The 18,513-nt window shown below is 69.8% G+C and carries 17 protein-coding genes; 13 read left to right on the top strand and 4 right to left on the bottom strand.

What is annotated here, in order from left to right; translation table 11 throughout:
- Positions 1 to 81: 81 nt before the first annotated feature.
- The 4 genes from ABD169_RS11605 (at position 82) to ABD169_RS11590 (ending at position 3,577) form a co-directional block, all read left to right on the top strand.
- Entirely contained in the window at positions 82 to 1,563 is a 1,482-nt protein-coding gene (locus ABD169_RS11605) for a helix-turn-helix domain-containing protein (protein ID WP_344032362.1), read from the top strand.
- Positions 1,564 to 1,694: 131 nt separating this feature from the next.
- Positions 1,695 to 2,159 carry an FHA domain-containing protein gene (locus ABD169_RS11600; RefSeq protein ID WP_046455379.1) on the top strand — a complete coding sequence of 155 codons (465 nt, stop codon included), beginning with the start codon at positions 1,695 to 1,697 and terminating at the stop codon, positions 2,157 to 2,159.
- Between the two features lies 1 nt (position 2,160).
- Positions 2,161 to 2,859 carry a transcriptional regulator FtsR gene (gene ftsR / locus ABD169_RS11595; RefSeq protein WP_046455378.1) on the top strand — a complete coding sequence of 233 codons (699 nt, stop codon included), beginning with the start codon at positions 2,161 to 2,163 and terminating at the stop codon, positions 2,857 to 2,859.
- Between the two features lie 160 nt (positions 2,860 to 3,019).
- A complete protein-coding gene (locus ABD169_RS11590; RefSeq protein WP_046455377.1) occupies positions 3,020 to 3,577 on the top strand; it encodes a MerR family transcriptional regulator in 558 nt (185 codons plus the stop codon).
- Between the two features lie 187 nt (positions 3,578 to 3,764).
- On the opposite strand, the gene ABD169_RS11585 is transcribed toward ABD169_RS11590, so the two are convergent.
- The gene (locus tag ABD169_RS11585) at positions 3,765 to 4,655 is read right to left on the bottom strand and encodes a ParA family protein (RefSeq protein WP_046455376.1); all 891 of its coding nucleotides are present in this window, start codon (positions 4,653 to 4,655) and stop codon (positions 3,765 to 3,767) included.
- 100 nt (positions 4,656 to 4,755) lie between these two features.
- On the opposite strand from ABD169_RS11585, the gene def reads away from it, so the two are divergent.
- Complete coding sequence (def, locus tag ABD169_RS11580) at positions 4,756 to 5,247, top strand: peptide deformylase (RefSeq protein WP_344032358.1); 492 nt, start codon at positions 4,756 to 4,758, stop codon at positions 5,245 to 5,247.
- Between the two features lie 105 nt (positions 5,248 to 5,352).
- On the opposite strand, the gene ABD169_RS11575 is transcribed toward def, so the two are convergent.
- Positions 5,353 to 7,182 (bottom strand): AMP-dependent synthetase/ligase, encoded by a 1,830-nt coding sequence (locus ABD169_RS11575; protein ID WP_344032356.1) that lies wholly within the window; start codon positions 7,180 to 7,182, stop codon positions 5,353 to 5,355.
- Between the two features lie 135 nt (positions 7,183 to 7,317).
- Here ABD169_RS11575 and ABD169_RS11570 point away from each other — a divergent pair, with 135 nt between their 5' ends.
- Together ABD169_RS11570 and ABD169_RS11565 are read left to right on the top strand one after the other, a co-directional pair.
- On the top strand, positions 7,318 to 7,998 hold the full coding sequence (locus ABD169_RS11570) for a lysophospholipid acyltransferase family protein (RefSeq protein ID WP_344032354.1): 681 nt from the start codon (positions 7,318 to 7,320) through the stop codon (positions 7,996 to 7,998).
- A gap of 136 nt (positions 7,999 to 8,134) precedes the next feature.
- Positions 8,135 to 9,505, top strand: a complete 1,371-nt coding sequence (locus ABD169_RS11565) for a class II 3-deoxy-7-phosphoheptulonate synthase (RefSeq protein WP_046455373.1) — start codon at positions 8,135 to 8,137, stop codon at positions 9,503 to 9,505.
- A gap of 75 nt (positions 9,506 to 9,580) precedes the next feature.
- Here ABD169_RS11565 and pknB read toward each other — a convergent pair whose 3' ends face one another.
- Positions 9,581 to 11,509 (bottom strand): Stk1 family PASTA domain-containing Ser/Thr kinase, encoded by a 1,929-nt coding sequence (gene pknB / locus ABD169_RS11560; RefSeq protein ID WP_344032352.1) that lies wholly within the window; start codon positions 11,507 to 11,509, stop codon positions 9,581 to 9,583.
- A 203-nt stretch (positions 11,510 to 11,712) separates the two neighbouring features.
- Between pknB and ABD169_RS11555 the strand changes: the two genes are divergently transcribed.
- Positions 11,713 to 12,060: an Rv2175c family DNA-binding protein gene (locus ABD169_RS11555; RefSeq protein ID WP_344032351.1), complete on the top strand. Its 348-nt coding sequence runs from the start codon at positions 11,713 to 11,715 to the stop codon at positions 12,058 to 12,060.
- Between the two features lie 44 nt (positions 12,061 to 12,104).
- Here ABD169_RS11555 and ABD169_RS11550 read toward each other — a convergent pair whose 3' ends face one another.
- Positions 12,105 to 13,256: a polyprenyl synthetase family protein gene (locus ABD169_RS11550; protein ID WP_344032349.1), complete on the bottom strand. Its 1,152-nt coding sequence runs from the start codon at positions 13,254 to 13,256 to the stop codon at positions 12,105 to 12,107.
- A gap of 71 nt (positions 13,257 to 13,327) precedes the next feature.
- Here ABD169_RS11550 and ABD169_RS11545 point away from each other — a divergent pair, with 71 nt between their 5' ends.
- The 5 genes from ABD169_RS11545 to ABD169_RS11525 all read left to right on the top strand — a co-directional run bounded on the left by ABD169_RS11545 (position 13,328) and on the right by ABD169_RS11525 (position 18,497).
- Positions 13,328 to 13,714 (top strand): DUF3040 domain-containing protein, encoded by a 387-nt coding sequence (locus ABD169_RS11545; protein ID WP_046455369.1) that lies wholly within the window; start codon positions 13,328 to 13,330, stop codon positions 13,712 to 13,714.
- Positions 13,715 to 14,494: 780 nt separating this feature from the next.
- Positions 14,495 to 14,926, top strand: coding sequence for a division/cell wall cluster transcriptional repressor MraZ (gene mraZ / locus ABD169_RS11540; protein WP_046455368.1), 432 nt, complete (start codon positions 14,495 to 14,497; stop codon positions 14,924 to 14,926).
- 169 nt (positions 14,927 to 15,095) lie between these two features.
- Positions 15,096 to 16,082, top strand: a complete 987-nt coding sequence (gene rsmH, locus ABD169_RS11535; RefSeq protein ID WP_046455393.1) for a 16S rRNA (cytosine(1402)-N(4))-methyltransferase RsmH — start codon at positions 15,096 to 15,098, stop codon at positions 16,080 to 16,082.
- Entirely contained in the window at positions 16,082 to 16,678 is a 597-nt protein-coding gene (gene ftsL, locus ABD169_RS11530; RefSeq protein ID WP_046455367.1) for a cell division protein FtsL, read from the top strand. Before rsmH ends, ftsL begins: the two co-directional genes overlap by 1 nt.
- A 28-nt stretch (positions 16,679 to 16,706) precedes the next feature.
- A complete protein-coding gene (locus ABD169_RS11525; protein ID WP_344032344.1) occupies positions 16,707 to 18,497 on the top strand; it encodes a peptidoglycan D,D-transpeptidase FtsI family protein in 1,791 nt (596 codons plus the stop codon).
- Positions 18,498 to 18,513: the final 16 nt, after the last annotated feature.

Here is an 18,513-nt window from a genome sequence, read left to right as displayed (position 1 = left end):
GGCCCGGACCGGCGATTCGCCGGGTGAAGTTCCGGGGAATTTCTGCTTGGCGGAATTTTCCGGATCTGGCACCATGGGCGTATGACGCTCACCGCAGCCCCGCGCACCCCGGCCGCCGAACCCGCCGAGGACGACACCGCCGACGCGCTCACCCTCGGCCGCCGCATCCGCGAGCGGCGGGCGCAGCTCGGACTCACCCTCGAGCAGCTCGCGACCGCGATCGACCGGGCGCCCTCCCAGCTCTCGGCCATCGAGAACGGCAAGCGCGAGCCCCGGCTGCCGATCCTGCGCGCGCTCGCCGCAGCGCTCGACTGCACCGTCGACGAGCTGCTCGCCGACGAGGCGCCCAGCGAGCGGGCGGCGCTCGAGATCTCGGTCGAGCGGGCGCAGCGCGGCTCGGTGTTCCGCTCGCTCGGTATTCCGGCGATCCGCGTGTCGAAGGCGACGTCCGACGACACGCTGAAGGCGATCCTCGGGCTCCACCAGGAGGTCGAACGGCTGCACCGCGAACGCGCGGCGACGCCCGAGGAGGCCCGCCGGGCGAACACCGAGCTCCGCGCCGAGATGCGGGTCCGGGGCAACTACTTCGCGGAGCTCGAGGCCGAGGCCCAGCGCCTGCTCGGGGCGGTCGGCTACAGCGGCGGCCCCGTGTCGCAGCGCACCATCGCGCAGGTCGCCGAGAAGCTCGGCTTCAGCCTGCACTACGTGACCGATCTGCCGCACTCCACCCGCTCGGTGATCGACCGTCGCAACGGCCGGATCTACCTCGGCGCGAACCTGCCCTCGCGGGACGCCCGGGCTCCGATCCTGCGGGCGCTCGCCAGCCTCGTGTGCCGGCACGAGGAGCCGCGCAACTACGGCGACTTCCTCCGTCAGCGCGTCGAGGCCAACTACCTCGCGGGTGCGGTGCTGCTGCCGGAGGACGCGACGGTGGAACTGCTGAGCGCGGCGAAGCGCGAGCGGCAGATCTCGATGGAGGATCTGCGCGACGCGTTCGCGGTCTCCTACGAGATGGCGGCGCACCGCTTCACGAACCTCGCGACCGAGCGGCTGGACCTCGAGGTGCACTTCATGAAGGCGCACGAGTCCGGCACGCTGATCAAGGCCTACGAGAACGACGGGGTGCGCTTCCCCTCGGACGCCCTGGGCAATCTCGAGGGGGCGACCGTCTGCCGCAACTGGACCGCGCGCACCGTGTTCGCGCAGCCCGACCGCTTCAACCCCTGGTATCAGTACACCGACATGGCTGCGGGCGGCACCTACTGGTGCACCTCGCGCGTCGAGAAGGCGAAAGAGGGGGAGTACTCGGTCAGCGTGGGCGTGCCCTTCGACTCGGTGAAGTGGTTCCGCGGACGCGAGACCTCGCACCGCAGCACCTCCGACTGCCCCGATGAGCGCTGCTGCCGGCGGGCGAGCGACGGCCTGACCCGCAAATGGGAGAGCGCAGCCTGGCCGGAGGCCGCGACGCCGACGAGCCTGCTGGCGGCGCTGCCGACCGGTACCTTCCCCGGGGTCGACGCGCACGAGGTCTACGAGTTCCTCGAGGCCAACGAGGTGCGCTGAGCTATGGGTCCGCTGAGCATCTGCGTGCGGCACCCCGTCACGGGATGCGCCGGGCCGAGCGCTGCGATAGCGTAGAAGGACGACCCCAGAAGCACGCACCGCACGTCGCGGTACCGGAGGTGAGAGACGACATGAACGCCGAGAATCTCCAGCATCGCCCGGATGACACCGAGGCCCGCTCCACGCAGCAGTTCCGCGAGGATCTCAATGCGATGATCCGTTCGCGCGCGACCGACCTCACGGTCGACGAGCAGGAGGCCGTGCAGGCGCTCCCCTCAGGTGCAGCGCTGCTGGTGGTGCGCCGCGGTCCCGACCTGGGCGCCCGATTCCTGCTCGACCAGAAGGTCACCGTCGCCGGTCGTCACCCCGAGGTCGACATCTTCCTCGACGACGTCACGGTCTCCCGCAAGCACGCCGAGTTCCGGCGCGAGGGCACCCGCTTCTTCGCGCGCGACCTCGGGTCGCTCAACGGTACCTTCTGGGACGGCCAGCGCATCGACGGCGAAGTCGCCCTCGAGGACGGCTCCGAGGTGCAGGTGGGCAAGTTCAAGTTCACCTTCTTCGCCTCGCGCTTCGATCTCGCGGACCTCGCCTGACATGGCGGCGTCGGCCGCAGCGGTTCCCGCCGCATCGAATCCGGCCGGTGCCGGCGCACGGTTGAGCATCGGGCAGGTGCTGTCGCACCTGCAGGGCGAGTTCGGGGACCTCACTCCCTCGAAGCTGCGATTCCTGGAGGAGCAGGGGCTCGTGACCCCGGAGCGCACACGCTCGGGGTACCGCAAGTTCTCGCAGGCCCACGTCGAGCGGCTGCGCCTGATCCTGACCCTGCAGCGCGACCACTACCTGCCGCTGAAGGTCATCGCCGAGGTGCTCGACGAGGTCGATCAGGGCCGCGACCCGGTCATCCCCGGTGCCGCCCCGCGGAGCGCCTCGAGCATCCTCATGCCGCGACGGCTGCTCGGCCGCGAGGAGCTGCAGCAGCTCACGGGCGCGAGCTCCCGGTTCCTCGGCGAAGCGATCGCCGCCGGCCTGCTGCCCGCCGCCGAGGTGTTCCCGCACGACGCGGTCGCTGAGGTCACCGCGCTCTTGCGCCTCGCGGAGCAGGGGATCACGCCCCGTCATCTGCGCGCCGTGCGCGTCGCGGCGGAGCGCGAGGCCGAGCTCATCGAGCACGCGGTCTCGAGCCGGGGCGTGCGCGGCGGAACCCCGCACTCCACGGAGGACGCGCTGGCCATCGCTGCCGAGCTCGAAACCGTGCGGAGCGGCGTGCTGAAGCGCCGCCTCACCGGCCGCTGAGTCGACTTCTTCGGGCCCGTTCGACGGGCGCTCCGCGTGTTTCCGCGGATCCGTCGACGACGCGCGCGACTCGCCCCCCGAAGGTCGTTGCACCGGGGTCGAGTGCTCGATACCTTTGAAAGGTCCGGATAGGCCGGAGCAGACGACAGGGGACCAGCATATGGAGCAACTCAGCCAGGCGCCGGGCGACTCCGCGGAACTCAATATGCTGTTCGCCGACGGACTTCCGAAGCCCGACGCCGATGGCGGGTACAAGGGTGCGATCGCCGCTCGCGCGGCCGGCATCACCTACCGTCAGCTCGACTACTGGGCCCGCACGGGGCTCGTCGAGCCCACCGTCCGCGGTGCCAAGGGCTCCGGGTCGCAGCGTCTCTACGGCTTCCGCGACATCCTCGTGCTCAAGCTCGTCAAGCGCCTGCTCGACACGGGCATCTCGCTGCAGCAGATCCGCACCGCGGTCGAGCAGCTGCACGAGGCCGGCGTGCACGACCTGGCGCAGACCACTCTCATGAGCGATGGCGCGAGCGTCTATCTCTGCACTTCCAACGACGAGGTGATCGACCTCGTCAGCCGCGGGCAGGGCGTGTTCGGCATCGCCGTCGGCAAGGTGCTCCGCGAGGTCGAGGTCACTCTGGTCGACATGGACGAGCACCGCGCCGAGGCCGAGTCGGCCGTCGATGAGCTCGCGGTGCGCCGCCGCGCCCGCAAGATCTCCTAAGCGCGCCCAGCGCCCTCAGCGCCGCCGCTCGTCGGCGTCGTGCTCGGAACTCGATAGCCGAGTCGCTCCTGCACGGTTGCCCGATTGGGAGCCGTGCGACCGGCGGGTTTGGCGGGAGCGATCAGCGCGAAGCGCCGATCGCGGATGGATCGTCGCGCGGGCCCAATCGGGCGACCGCGCAGGGGCGTCAGTTCGCCGCGGGATCCGAGACGACGTCCGAGTCGTCGCCCTCGTTCTCGACGACCGCCGTGGCCTGCGTCGCCTGGCGGGCCAGGGGAGCGCTCGCTGCGCCTTCGAGCTTGGCGGAGCGGAGCACCCGGTCGAGGATCTGGTCGAAGTAGCCGGCCATTTCTTGCGCGGCTTCGCCCGGCCACATGTGCACGGGCTTCGCCGCGCCCTGGGCCTGCTGCAGGGAGGTGCGCTCGGGGAGCTGCGGGCTGAGCACGAGGGGGCCGAACATCTCGCGCAGCTCGCGGGTGCGGAACTGGTGCTCCATCGACTGCGGGCGGGTGCGGTTGATCACGATGCCGAGGGGCTGCAGTCGCGGGCTGATGCCGCGGCGGATCTCCTCGATGGCGCGGAGCGCACGGTCGGCGGCGGCGACGGCGAAGAGGCCGGGCTCGGTGACGACGAGCACGCGGTCGCTCGCGGCCCACGCGGTGCGCGTGAGCGCGTTCAGCGAGGGCGCGCAGTCGATGAGGACGAGGTCGTAGTCGGCCTCGACGCTGGCGAGCGCCTCCTCGAGCTTCCAGATGTCGCGCACCGACGGGTGGGGTCCGTCGAAGTTGATGGCCGAGGGGCTGCCGATGAGCAGGTCGATGGCGCCCTCGTGGTGCTGGTTCCAGCCGCTCGCGGCGATCGCCGAGCGGACCGTCTTCTCTTTCGGGTTCTCGAGCACGTCGGCGATGTTGCCGTGCCCCTCGGGGTTGACGTCCATGCCGGTGGAGACGTCGGACTGCGGGTCGAGGTCGACCACGAGGGTCCGGAGCCCGCGGGAGAACGCCGCCGAGGCCAGGCCGAGGGTGACGGTCGTCTTGCCGACGCCGCCCTTGAGGGAACTCACACTCAGAACATGCACGGCATCAAGCTTAGGGGAAGAAGCCTGAACGGAACATCTCCCAGTGCGGTTCGCGGGGATCCCGCAGGGCGATTCCGCGGCGCCGGTAGACTCGATTCCCATGGCTGTACGTGAGATTCGAAAGTTCGGCGACCCGGTGCTGCGCACCGTCTGCGAGCCCATCACCGAGATCGACGAGGGTGTGCGCGCCCTGGTCGCCGACCTGTGCGACACGGTCGCGTTCGACGGTCGCGCGGGGCTCGCGTCGACGCAGATCGGTCACACGCTGCGCGCGTTCAGCCTGCACATCGACGGCGAGATCAGCTACGTGCTCAACCCCGAGATCGTCGAGCTCGCGGGGGAGCCGACCCCCACCGGCGAGGGGTGCCTGTCGGTGCCGGAGCTCTGGTTCCCGGTGATGCGCTACCCCCGGGCCACCGTCCGCGGTATCGATCTCGACGGCGCGGAGGTCGTGATCTCGGGCGAGGGGCTCATGGCGCAGGCGCTGCAGCACGAGTGCGACCACCTCGACGGCAAGCTCTACCTGAACCGGCTGGATCGCGAGAACCGCGGCGAGGCGATGCGGCAGATCCGCACCTCGGACTGGTTCTGATCGATCCCGCGTCGGCTGCGGCCGCGCGGTGAACGCCGAGGGCCCCGATCCATCAGGATCGGGGCCCTCGGCGTTGCGGGCGGTGCCCGGGAGACGCGTGCGCGGTCAGCGCGGGGTCGAGATCGCCGCGGTCTGCGGGTTGTCGCCGTAGAGCGCCGCGATCTCGGAGGCGTAGTCGCGCAGAATGTTGTCGCGCTTGATACTGAGCTTCGGCGTCAGGTGCCCGTTCGCTTCGGTGAACTCGACGGGCAGGATCACGAACTTGCGGATCGACTCGGCGCGCGAGACGAACTCGTTGCCGTGGTCGATGGCGCGCTGGACCTCGGCGAGGACCTTCGGGTTCACCGCGGCCTCCTCGAGGCTGAGGCTCGGGTTCTCCCCGTTGTTCTTCAGCCAGGTGCCGAGCATCTCGCCGTCGAGCGTGACGAGCGCGGCGATGAACGGCTTCTGCTCGCCCACGACGACGACCTGGCCGACGACGGGGTTGGAGCGGATCGGATCCTCGAGCACCGCGGGGGCGACGTTCTTGCCGCCGGCGGTGACGATGATCTCCTTCTTGCGACCGGTGATCGCCAGGTATCCGTCGTCGTCGATGGAGCCGAGGTCGCCCGTCTTGAAGAAGCCGTCCTCGGTGAACGCCGCGGCCGTGGCCGCGGGGTTGTTCCAGTACTCCTTGAAGATGTCGATGCCCTTGATCTCGATCTCGCCGTCCTCGGCGATGCGGATCGTGTGGCCGGGCAGCGCCGGGCCGACGGTGCCGATCTTGAACTTCTCGGGCAGGTTGACGGTGGCGGGCGCCGTCGTCTCGGTGAGGCCGTAGCCCTCGAGGATCTTGATGCCGAGCGAGTGGTAGAAATGGCCGAGGTATCGGCTGAGGGGTGCGGAGCCCGAGACGGCGTAGCGCACGCGGCCGCCGAGCGCTGCGCGAAGCTTCGAGTAGACGAGCTTGTCGAAGAGGCGGAAGCGGAGCTCGAGCATCAGCGGGACGCGACCCGTCTCCTGCGCTTCGGAGTAGGCGACCGCGACGCGCGCGGCGGCGCGGAAGATCTTGCCCTTGCCCTCGCCCTCGGCCTTCTGCTCGGACGAGTTGTAGACCTTCTCGAACACGCGCGGCACGGCGAGCAGGAACGAGGGCTTGAACGTGTTCAGCGCCGGCAGCAGCTGGGAGGTGTCGGCCTGGTGGCCGACGCGCACACCCGCGTGCACGGCGAGGGTCGAGATGAACCGGGCGAAGACGTGCGCGAGGGTGATGAAGAGCAGCGTCGAGGCGCCCTCCTCCTGCACGACCTGCGAGAGCGCGGCGCCGGCGTTGCGCGAGAGGTCGACGAAGTTGGCGTGGGTGAGCACGCAGCCCTTGGGGCGCCCGGTGGATCCCGAGGTGTAGATGAGGGTCGCCGGGTCGGAACCGACCGCGATCGAGCGGCGGCGCTCGATCTCCTCGTCGGGGATCTCGTCGCCCGCGGCACGGAGCGCGTCGAGCGCGCCCTCGTCGAGGCGCCAGGTCAGGTCCAGGTTGGAGAGGTCGCCTCGGACCTCCTCGAGCCGCTCCGCGTGATCCCGCGTCTCGGTGATGATGCCGCGCGCGCCGGAGTCCTCGAGGATCCAGTGCATCTGCAGCGGGGAGGAGGTCTCGTAGACCGGCACCATGATCGCGCCCGTATAGAAGAGGGCGAAGTCGACCAGCGTCCACTCGTAGCTGGTCTTGCACATGAAGCCGATGCGGTCGCCGGGCTGCACGCCCCCGGCCACGAACCCCTTCGCGACCCGGATCACCTCGTCGCGGAACTGCGCGGCGGTGATGTCGCGCCAGCCCGACCCCTCGGGGACCGCGAAGAGCGGTCGATCGGGCGTGGCGGCCACCCGCTGCTCGAGCAGGTCGGTCACGTTGTCCTCGGGGACGTGCGGGATGACGATCGGCGTCTCGGTCTGATTCACGGCAGCTCCTTCGGCACCAGGGCGAGGTCTCTGGGCGGCTTCTTCGCCGCCGGTTTCTGCCTGCCACCCTATTGCATGCGACCATGCGACGCCCGGCTCCAGTATCCTGTTTCGAGTCGAAGGGACGTCTCCGCCGTGTTCTACTGGATTCTCAAGCACCTGGTCATCGGACCGCTGCTGAAGACGATCTACCGACCCTGGGTCGAGGGCGCCGAGAACATCCCCTCGTCGGGTCCGGTCATCATCGTCGGCAACCATCTGTCGGTCATCGATTCGTTCATCATGCCGATCATGGTCGATCGGCGGGTCTACTTCCTCGCGAAGAGCGACTACTTCACCGGGACCGGCCTCAAGGGCTGGTTCGTGCGCGGCTTCATGCTGTCCGTCGGGCAGCTGCCGATCGACCGCTCGGGCGGCAAGGCCTCCGAGGCGTCGCTGAACACCGGGCTCGGCGTGCTCGATCGCGGCGACGTGCTCGGCATCTACCCCGAGGGCACTCGCAGCCCGGACGCGCGGCTCTACCGCGGACGCACGGGCGTCGCCCGCCTCGTGCTCGAGTCCGGCGCGGTCGTGGTCCCTGCGATCATGGTCGACACCGAGAAAGCCATGCCGATCGGGGCGAAGCTCCCGCGGATCCGCCGCATCGGCACCGTCATCGGCAAGCCGCTCGACTTCAGCCGCTTCGCGGGAATGAGCGCGGATCGTTTCGTGTTGCGCAGTGTGACGGACGAGATCATGCTCGAGATCCAGAAGCTCAGCGGTCAGGAGTACGTCGACGTCTACGCGTCGAGCGTTCGGGCGGCCAAACGCCCCTGAGCGATCGCAGCAGCGGCCTCGGCGACCTCCGCCGGGTTCGCTCGTGATCCCGCCCGTCGAGTACCCTGGAAAAGTTGCGGCGAACGGCCGCGGCATGCGGGTTCGTCCCGCAGATTTCGAGAAACGGCGGAGACCAATGGGCGGTCAGACTGAGACGGCAGTGAAGCGGGACGTGTTGGCGGAGCTCGACACGTATCGCACTCGCGAGGCGAAGCAGCAGCCGACCTGGCCCGACGCGGCAGCCGTCGAAGCGGCTTCGGCGAATCTCGCCTCCCAGCCCCCGCTCGTCTTCGCCGGCGAGGCGGACCAGCTGAAGCAGCGGCTCGCTGCGGCCGCACGCGGTGAGGCCTTCCTGCTGCAGGGCGGCGATTGCGCCGAGACCTTCGAGGCCGCGACCGCCGACAAGATCCGCGACCGCGTCAAGACGCTGCTGCAGATGGCGGTCGTGCTGACCTACGGCGCGTCCATGCCGGTGATCAAGCTGGGCCGTATGGCCGGCCAGTTCGCCAAGCCCCGCTCGAGCGACACCGAGACCCGCGACGGAGTGACGCTCCCGGCGTTCCGCGGCGATCTCGTGAACGGCTACGACTTCACCCCCGAGTCGCGCGCGGCGGACCCGTCGCGGCTGGTGCAGGGCTACCACGTCTCGGCTTCAACGCTGAACCTGATCCGCGCCTTCACGCAGGGCGGCTTCGCCGACCTCCGTCAGGTGCACGCCTGGAACCAGGGCTTCGTGTCGAACCCGGCCAACCGCCGCTACGAGTCGCTGGCGGCCGAGATCGACCGGGCGCTCAAGTTCATGGAGGCGTGCGGCGTAGAGAGCGCCGCGCTGACCCAGACCGAGTTCTACGTGAGCCACGAGGCGCTGCTGCTCGACTACGAGCGTCCTCTGACCCGCATCGACTCGCGCACCGGCGAGCTCTACGACACCTCGGGGCACATGCTCTGGATCGGCGAGCGCACCCGCGAGCTCGACGGCGCGCACGTCGAGTTCCTGTCGCACGTGCGCAACCCGATCGGGGTCAAGCTCGGCCCGACCGCTTCGGTGGACGACGCCATGCGCCTCATCGACAAGCTCGATCCCGAGCGCGAGCCCGGCCGCCTCACGTTCATCACGCGCATGGGCGCGGGCAAGATCCGTGAGGCGCTCCCGCCGCTGCTCGAGGGCGTCAAGGCCGCGGGCGCTCAGCCGCTGTGGGTCACCGATCCGATGCACGGCAACGGGATCACCACGGCGACCGGGTACAAGACCCGCCGCTTCGACGACGTCATGGACGAGCTCCGCGGCTTCTTCGAGGCGCACCGCGCCGCCGGCACGGTCCCCGGCGGCATCCACGTCGAGCTCACGGGCGACGACGTGACCGAGTGCCTCGGCGGATCCGAGAACATCGACGAGGAGACGCTGGCGACCCGCTACGAGTCGCTCTGCGATCCCCGACTGAACCACATGCAGTCGCTCGAGCTCGCCTTCCTCGTGGCGGAGGAGCTCAAGCAGATCGCGCACTGAGGCGCACCGCGCCGGTGACGTGAACGGCCCGGATCCCGCAGGGGATCCGGGCCGTTCACGTTTCGCGGAGCGACGTCAGAGCTCGAAGTTGAGCGTGATCTTGGTGCCCTTCGGCACCATCTCGCCGGCGGCGGGCTCAGTGCTCTCGACCTTGACCGCGTTCCAGAGCAGCTCGGGCACCGCCGTCTGCGGATCGAAGCCGGCGTCCTTGAGCGTCTGCACGCCCTTGCGCATCTTCTGGCCCGAGACATCGGGCACCGCGAACAGCTCGGGGCCCTTGGAGACGGTGAGGCCGACGGAGTCGCCGGGCCGCACCGGGTCGGTCGAGTAGATCACACCGATGACCTTGCCCTTGGCGATGTCGTCGCTGAACTCCTCGACGTTCTTGCCGGAGTCGACCGTCAGCTCCTTGTCGGCCAGCGCCGAGGTCGCGGCGTCGACGGTGCTGCCGGTCACATCGGGGACCGTGCCGACCGAGACGACGAGGTCGACCTTCGCCTGCTCGGGGTACTGCTCGCCGAGACCCTTGCCGTCGGAACCGAGGGCCGCGATTACCGTGCCGTTCTTCGCGTCCGAGCTGAACTGGCGACCCGTGACCTTGCCGAAGGTGAACCCGGCCTTCGCGATCGCGGCCTCGGCCTGATCCTGCGGGAGACCGACGAGCGTCGGCACGGGCAGGATGCGCGGACCGGTGGACTCGCAGAGCTCGACCGCGGTCTTGCGATCGACCCGGGAACCGGCTCCGGGCTTGGTGCTGACCGCTTTCCCCTTGGGGATCTCGACGCTCGAGCACTCGGTGCGCGTCGCGGTGAGCGTGAGACCGCTGAGCTCGGCCTTCGCCTCGGCGAAGGGGAGCCCGGCGACGTCCGGGACCGTGACCTGGGAACCGGGGCCCTGCCCGAACCACCAGCCGGCACCGGCCGAGGCGGCGACGGCGAGCGTCACGAGGAGGGCGATGATCCCGCCGCGGCGCTTGCGGCGGCGGGCCGTCGCGGCGGCGAGGCCGACCGCGCCGGCATCCGCCGGTTCGGGGATCTCGGGAGCGGGCTCCGGAGCGCCGTCGGTGGGGGCCTCGGCCACGGGATCGAGCACCGTGGTCGACGGCAGCACCGAGGTCGCATCGAGCCCGAGGTCGCTCGGGAGCACCCGGGTCGCGTGGAGCGGGGAGCCCGAACGGATCCGTTGCAGCTCGGCGAGCGCCTCCGAGGCGTCGGCGGGGCGGTTCGCGGGGTCCCGCTGCGTCAGCCAACGCACGAGCGCGTCGAACTCGGGGCTCGACTCGGACGAGATCGTCGACGGGACGGGAACCTCGCCGTGGGCGTGCTGGTATGCGATCTGCACCGGCTGCTCGCCCGTGAACGGATGCGTTCCGGTGAGCATCTCGAAGAGCATGATCCCGAACGCGTAGAGATCGCTGCGGGCGTCGGCGACGCCGCGGGTGACGAGTTCGGGGGAGAGGTACGCGATCGTGCCGAGCAGGGCCTGGCCCGTCGTGGTGTTCGCGCTGACGGCGCGCGCCAGCCCGAAATCGCCGATCTTGATCCGGCCGTCGTCGGCGAGCAGCACGTTCTCGGGCTTGAGGTCGCGATGGACGATGCCGGCGCGGTGCGCGGCGGCGAGCCCGGCGAGCACCGCCTCGCCGATCTCGAGGGTCTGCTCGGAGGTCAGGCGCTGCTGCTGCTTGAGCAGCTCGCGGAGCGTGATGCCCGGCAGATACTCCATGACCAGATAGGGATGCCCGGCATCGTTGCCCTGGTCGAACACGTTGACCACGTTGGGGTGCGCGAGTCGGGCCGCGCTGCGCGCCTCCTGCTCGAAGCGACGGGTGAAGTTCTCGTCGTCGGCGAGGTGCGCGTGCATCACCTTCACGGCGACGCGGCGCTCGAGCCGCAGGTCGTTCGCGACATAGACCATCGCCATACCGCCGCGCGCGATGCGCGAGCGGATCACGTAGCGCTCGTCGAGGGTTCGTCCCACGAGCGGATCGGAGGGGGCAGAGGTCACCCGCAAATTCTACGGACCCGAGGGTTCCCCAGTCTGGATCCTCACCGGCGTTGCCCGGAACCGCGCCGCGGATCGGGATCCGCGACGGCTCTCCCGCCCGGTGCTCCGGGCGCGTCCGCCGCTGAGCGGCATCGCCCGGCGGGAATCACCCGATCCGAATCGCCCGGCTGGAACCGCTCGCGGCTTCGTGGCAGAGTTGAGGCGTGGCCGAGAATTTCCTCACTGGTATCCAGACCCTCACCGTCCCCGAGCTGACCGAGCGACTCGGACTCGCTCCGAGCAAGGTTCGGCGACTCATCGAGGATCAGCACCTCGCAGCCGTGCGCATCGGCGGTGTGCTCCGTGTTCCCGCAGCGTTCCTGCAGGGCGACGAGCCGCTGAGCTCGCTGCGCGGCACTCTGCTGGTGCTGCGCGACGCCGGCTACTCGGAGGAGCAGTCGATCGAGTGGCTGTTCACCGAGAACGCGGAGGTCGGCGGGATCCCCATCGAGGAGCTGCAGAACGGACGCAAGAGCGCGGTTCGCCGCGCCACGCAGTCGCTGGCGTTCTGACGGGACGCTGACGGGCCGGGGTCGGGAGAGCCGGAGCCGGCCGCTCAGAAGGCGCGTCGACCCGAACGGTCGGCGAGGGACCCGAGACGCGCCTTGGCTTCGGCATTGATCGGCGCGGCGGCGAGCGACTGCGTCGCCCGGTCCAGGTTGCGCGTGATCATCTCCTCGACCCGGTCGAGCGCGCCGCTGTCGCGGATGGTCCGCTGCAGCATCTCCACCTGCTCGTCGTCCAGCTCGGGATCGCCGAACATATCGTCGAACACCCGGCGCTGAGTGTTCGGCAGGGCCTCGCGCGCGAGCGTCACGAGCACGGTGCGCTTGCCCTCGGCGAGATCGTCGCCCGCAGGCTTGCCGGTGACCTCCGCGTCGCCGAACACGCCGAGCACGTCGTCGCGCAGCTGGAAGGCGACCCCGACGGGCAGCCCGAACTCGGCGAGCGACTGCTCCTGCTCCTCGTCGGCACCGAACAGCGCGGCGCCGATCAGCAGGGGAGCCTCGACGCTGTACTTCGCCGACTTGTAGACGAGCACGCGCGTGGAGCGCTCGAGCTGCTCGGCTTCGGGCGCGGCGGCGGGACGCTGCTCCTCGAGCACGTCGAGGTACTGGCCGACGGCGACCTCGCTGCGCATGCGGTTGAAGTGCTCGCGCGCTGCCCGCGCCGCGGCGCGATCCCCGGTCGCGTCGCAGGCGCGCTGCATCAGCTCGTCGGACCAGGACTGCAGCAGATCGCCGAGCAGGATCGCGCCGGCGAGACCGAAATGGTCCGCGTCGCCGCGGTAATCGGCGTCCTCGTGCAGGCCCGCGAAGTGGCGGTGCGCCGACGGGCGACCGCGGCGCGTATCGGACCGGTCGATGACGTCGTCGTGGATCAGCGCGGCGGCGTGGAACAGCTCCAACGCACAGGCGGCGTCCAGGATACGGTCGGCATCGGGGCCGAGTGCAGGGCTCGCCGCGCCCGGGGCGACGCCGTCCGTCTCGGATTCGTCGGCGTCGTCGAAGTCGACACGACCGACGGATCGGGCACCGAGCACGCAGAACTGGGCGCGCAGACGCTTGCCGCCGGCCAGGTAATCGGCGGCTTCGTCGAGCAGCGGGATCGCGTCGGGGCCGAGGGCCTCGAGCTGCTGACGGTGATCGGCGAGCACATCGCCGATCCGCTCCTGTACGAGGCCTGCAAGTCGGATGGTTTCGTGCACGCAGCTAGCCTAGCCGTCCGCGTGCGGCGTAGAATCGAGGGAAGAATTCCGGATCGATCGAGGAGGCGGACGTGGCACTGTCCGAGCATGAGCAGCGGCTGCTCGACGAGATGGAGCGGCGGCTGTACCAGAGCGAAGCCGACGTGATGTCGGCTTCCACGGGTGAGCGTCGTCGGGTCGACCTGCGGTCGTTGGTGCTCGGCATCATCGTCGTGCTCGTCGGGGTCGGCGTGCTCATCGGCGCCGTCGCAGGATCGCAGCTGTGGCTGGGCCTCGTCGGCTTCGTCGTGATGCTGGGCGGCGCGGTTCTCGCTCTGACCCGACGCACCCCGGCCGAGCCGGGCGAGGTGCACGAGCCGGTCGCGGCCGGTGGTCGCGCTCACTCCGGCGGGCGCCGATCGAACATGAATGAGCGCCTCGAGCGCCGCTGGGACGAGCGCATGGAGGGCGAGCGCTAGCTCGCGACGCGCAGCGTCGGCCCACGGCGTAGGCCGAAGCGGATAGAGAAGACCGCGGTCAGGTGACCGCGGTCTTTTGCTGCGCCCGGGCGGGGTTCGCGTTCGGACGGACATCCGGGTTCGGAAGGAACGCTGCGCCGGAATCGTCCTTCTGAACGCGGATCTCCTTCGATGGGCGCCGACTCGGCTCCGGAGTCGTGTCGCCGCTGACGCACAGTCCACCCCGCGGAGATCTGCGAGATTTCGGATCGGTTCCGTCTGGTGGATCCGAATCGGTGCAGATCTCCGAGGCCGAGGAGGGCCGGCTCGACCGACCCCGCGTCCGGGCGGGGTTCGCGTTCGGAAGGACATCCGGGTTCGGAAGGAACGCTGAGCCGGAATCGTCCTTCTGAACGCGGATCTCCTTCGACGGACGGACGGACGGGCGCCCCGCCGCGAGCCACTCCACCGCGCTCCACCCTGCACTCCTCCATCCGCTCCACTTCGCTCCACTCCGACTTCGCGGCGAACTTGAGGCGGAACCGAAGCGACGGAGAATCCGCGTGTTTCCGCGGATCTGGGGAACACGCTCGCGACGGGAGCGCGCCCCGGGTCGACGGAGCTCGGGCCGGAACCGTGCGGGCGGCGGCGCGACCTCCTCGGCTCAGGACCGCCATGATCCCAACGATCTCGCCGAACTTCGCACAGAAACCTGGGGAACTCGGGAATAAAACTGAGGGAAGTGGAGGAAAGTGGAGTACTGTGGGAGCACCCGGACCCCGCAGGGAGGAGGTGACCCCCATGTTCCTCGGTACTTTCACACCGAAACTGGACGACAAGGGCCGCCTCATCCTGCCCGCGAAGTTCCGCACGGAGCTCGCGGACGGTCTGGTGATCACCCGTGGTCAGGAGCACTGCCTCTACGTGTTCAGCGAGCAGGAGTTCGCCGACATGCACGATCGGATCCGTCAGGCGCCGATCACCTCGAAGCAGGGCCGCGACTACCTGCGCGTCTTCCTCTCGGGAGCGCACGCGGAAACGCCCGACAAGCAGAACCGCGTGACGATCCCGCAGGCGCTGCGCGAGTACGCCGGTCTCGACCGCGACCTCGCCGTGATCGGAGCGGGCAGCCGCGCCGAGATCTGGGACGCCGAGGCCTGGCAGCGATACCTGGCCGAGCAGGAGTCCGCCTTCTCGCAGATCGAGGAGGAGGTGATCCCGGGCATGTTCTGACCCGGTGCCCGCGGCTCTTCGTCTACCGCCCTGTCGCACTTCCCCGGCGACAGGTGGGCTGACGGAGAACCGGGGGTCCCGGACCGGCCCGAGCACCATGAACGCAGCAGACTTCCGCGCGAACCACGACCCGTCCGACCACACCGAAGCCACACGTGAGGCCACCGCCATGAACGACACCGCACGCGACGCGTCCGCAGATCCCCGGGATCCCGGCGCGCTGCACACCCCGGTGCTGCTCGATCGCTGCCTCGAACTGCTGGCGCCGGCCATCGAGCGCCCGGGCGCCGTGGTCGTCGACGCCACGCTCGGCATGGGCGGTCACAGCGAGGCGATGCTCGAGGCGCACCCCGAGCTGACGCTGATCGGGCTCGACCGCGACACCGAGGCGCTCGCGCTCGCAGGGCGCCGACTGGAGCGCTTCGGCGACCGCGCGATCCTGGTCCACGCGGTCTACGACGAGATCGCGGAGGCGGTGCGCGGCGCCGGCTTCGACCGGATCGACGGCGTGCTGTTCGATCTGGGCGTCTCGTCGCTGCAGCTCGACGATGCCGATCGCGGCTTCGCCTACGCGCAGGACGCACCGCTCGACATGCGCATGGATCAGGAACGCGGGGTGACCGCGTTCGAGATCCTCGCGACCGCGTCGGAGGGGCGCCTGCGAGCGATCTTCGAGCGCTACGGCGAGGAACCGCTCGCCGCGCGCTACGCCCGGGCGATCGTCGCGGCCCGCGCGAACGGCCCGATCATGCGCAGCGGGGAGCTCGTCGACGTGCTGCAGGAAGCGACTCCGGCGGCGGTCCGCAACCAGCGGCACCCGGCGAAGCGCGTCTTCCAGGCGCTGCGCATCGAGGTGAACGGCGAACTCTCGGTGCTCGAGCGGGCGATCCCCGCCGCGCTCGACCTGCTCGCCGTCGGCGGCCGCGCCGTGATCATGTCGTACCAGTCCCTCGAGGACCGCCTGGTGAAACGCGAGCTTGTGCGTCGCAGCCGATCCACGGCGCCGGCCGGCCTGCCGGTCGAACTGCCCGAGCACCGTCCCGAGTTCCGCCTGCTGACCCGCGGCGCCGAACTCGCCGACACCGAAGAACGCGAGCGCAATCCGCGCGCCATCCCCGTGCGCCTCCGTGCTGCCGAACGAGCCAGGGAGATCTGATGAACTCGACGGTCCCTCTCGACCGCGACGAGCTGCTGAGCGGCTTCGCCGCGCCAGCCCCCGCGCGCCCGGCACCGGTCCGGCCCCTGCGTCCCGCGGAGGCGCCCCGTCCCGCCGCTCGGCGCAGGCCGCGCGTCATGGCCGGCGCGCTCACCGCGGTCGGGGTGATCCTCGCGATCATGGCGGCGCAGCTCGGCCTGAGCATCCTGGTCTCCCAGGGGGCCTACGAGGTGCGCGCGCTGCAGGTCGAGGAGCGCGATCTGGGCCGCGTGCAGAGCGTGCTCAAGCAGAACCTCGAGAAGCTGTCGTCCCCGCAGAACCTCGCCGAGAACGCCACGGCGCTCGGCATGGTGCAGAACTCGCAGCCGGCCACCCTGCGGCTCAGCAGCGGCGCGGTGCTCGGCTCGCTCGAGACCCGCACCAGCGAGCCGCTGAAGAACACGGTGCCGAACGCGACGCTCGAGTCGATGCCGGTCGTCGATGCGAAGGGTCTGCTCGTCTCGCGCAATGCCGCCCAGCCCGGAGCGGCCTCAGGGAACTTCGCGACCACGCCGGTAGCGTGGAAGGGCAAGCTGCCCGCGCCGGATACTCACTAGTCGTCTCGCGGGCGAACGAGGAGGGTCCATGCGGAACGGGCGGATCCGCGTGAGGCGGCGCGCGTTGGCGCTGCTGATCGTGGGAGTGGTCGCGGTGGTGTTCGCCGTGCGGCTCTTCGACCTGCAGGTGGTGCAGGCGCCGAAGCTGAACGCCGACGCGAAGGACAAGCGGGCCGTGCCGGTCTCGATCCCGAGCGTGCGCGGCGACATCGTCGACCGCAACGGCGATGTCTTCGCGACGACGGACGAGCGCTACGACGTGCAGCTGTCGCCGAAGAACACGGTGCTGAACGGCGGCCGCTTCTACCGTCCGGTCTCGCCGGGCAGCGCGGCGACGGTGGAGGTCACCTCGAAGGAGGCCTTCGCCGAGATCGGCGCGATCACCGGGCAGAAGCCGGAAGAGATCCAGAAGATCGTCGACGACGCGCTCGCGAAGAACAAGAAGTCCGACTTCGCCTACGTGAAGCGCTCGGTCGATCTCGTCGCGCTCAAGAAGCTGAAGGATCTCGGCATCCCGTGGCTGACCTTCGACACGGCCTACTCGCGGGTCTACCCGAGCGGCGCCGTTGCGGGCAACATCGTCGGTTTCTCCGGCTCCGACGGCAAGCCGCAGGCGGGGATCGAGATCTCGCAGAACTCCTGCCTCACCGGTAAGGACGGCTCGGAGGTCTACGAGCGCGGGGCCGACGGCGTCGCGCTGCCCGGCAGCGTGGTGGTGACCCAGCAGGCCGTCAACGGCGGAACGGTCAAGCTGACCCTCGACCGCGACCTGAGCTGGCAGGCGCAGGAGATCATCAACAAGCAGGTCGCCGACGTCGGGGCAGAGTCGGGCTACCTCGTCATCATGAACGCCAAGACCGGCGAGCTGGTCGCGGTGGCCGAGAACAACTCGGTCGATCCCAACAACGTCGACGGTTCGCCGAACCGCGAGGCGCGCTCGTTCACCTCGCCCTACGAGCCCGGCTCTACGTTCAAGAGCATCACGGCCGCGGCCCTCATCGACCAGGGCAAGGCGACGCCGGTCACCCCGAACCTCACGCCCTCGCACTGGGAACCCGAGCCCAACGTGCAGTTCGGCGACTCCTTCGTGCACCCGCCCGAGCAGTGGACCCTGAACGGGATCATGGTGCACTCCTCGAACGTGGGCATCTCGATGCTCGGCAACCAGTTGAGCCCGGCGGTGCGCTACAGCTACCTGCAGAAGTTCGGCATCGGGCAGTCGACCAAAGCCGGCATGCCGCTCGAGGATTCCGGGCGCCTGGACCAGCCCGACAAGTGGGACCGCCAGACGGCCTACAACACGATGTTCGGCCAGGGCCTCTCGTCGACCATCGTGCAGACGGCGGGCGTCTACCAGGCGCTCGCGAACGGCGGCGTGCGGATCCCGCCCACGCTCGTGCAGAGCTGCACCTCGGCGAACGGCGACGTGAAGAAGCCGGATCACGGCAAGCCCGTGCGCGCGGTCTCGGAGAAGACGGCGAGCACGATGATGGGCATGCTCGAATCGGTCGTGCAGGAGGGCTGGATCAAGCCGTACCTCGAGATCCCCGGCTACCGGATCGCGGGCAAGACGGGCACCGCCGAGGAGGTGGACCCGGCGACGGGTCGCTACCGCACCGACTACGTGCACTCGTTCGCGGGCATCTTCCCGGCCGACGACCCGCAGTACGTCGCGGTAGCATCGGTGGCGTTCCCCTCGTCGGGAGACGGCGGCATCGCAGCGATGACCGCCTTCCGGAACGCCGCCGAAGCGACGATCCGTACGTTCCACATTCCGCCGTCGAAGGGCGCATACAAGCCCATTCCGACCGACTACTGATCCGCGCGACCCGCGG

Origin of the sequence: Leucobacter iarius (assembly GCF_039530105.1) — a bacterium.
In the GTDB taxonomy this organism is placed as follows: domain Bacteria; phylum Actinomycetota; class Actinomycetes; order Actinomycetales; family Microbacteriaceae; genus Leucobacter; species Leucobacter iarius.
This window is presented reverse-complemented; position numbering and strand designations above follow the sequence as displayed.

What these genes read in the sequence shown, in the direction of transcription:
- ABD169_RS11605 (WP_344032362.1), top strand. Translation starts at nt 82, where the DNA reads ATGACGCTCACCGCAGCCCCGCGCACCCCGGCCGCCGAACCCGCCGAG.
- ABD169_RS11600 (WP_046455379.1), top strand. Translation starts at nt 1,695, where the DNA reads ATGAACGCCGAGAATCTCCAGCATCGCCCGGATGACACCGAGGCCCGC.
- ftsR (WP_046455378.1), top strand. Translation starts at nt 2,161, where the DNA reads ATGGCGGCGTCGGCCGCAGCGGTTCCCGCCGCATCGAATCCGGCCGGT.
- ABD169_RS11590 (WP_046455377.1), top strand. Translation starts at nt 3,020, where the DNA reads ATGGAGCAACTCAGCCAGGCGCCGGGCGACTCCGCGGAACTCAATATG.
- def (WP_344032358.1), top strand. Translation starts at nt 4,756, where the DNA reads ATGGCTGTACGTGAGATTCGAAAGTTCGGCGACCCGGTGCTGCGCACC.
- ABD169_RS11565 (WP_046455373.1), top strand. Translation starts at nt 8,135, where the DNA reads ATGGGCGGTCAGACTGAGACGGCAGTGAAGCGGGACGTGTTGGCGGAG.
- mraZ (WP_046455368.1), top strand. Translation starts at nt 14,495, where the DNA reads ATGTTCCTCGGTACTTTCACACCGAAACTGGACGACAAGGGCCGCCTC.
- rsmH (WP_046455393.1), top strand. Translation starts at nt 15,096, where the DNA reads ATGAACGACACCGCACGCGACGCGTCCGCAGATCCCCGGGATCCCGGC.
- ftsL (WP_046455367.1), top strand. Translation starts at nt 16,082, where the DNA reads ATGAACTCGACGGTCCCTCTCGACCGCGACGAGCTGCTGAGCGGCTTC.
- ABD169_RS11525 (WP_344032344.1), top strand. Translation starts at nt 16,707, where the DNA reads ATGCGGAACGGGCGGATCCGCGTGAGGCGGCGCGCGTTGGCGCTGCTG.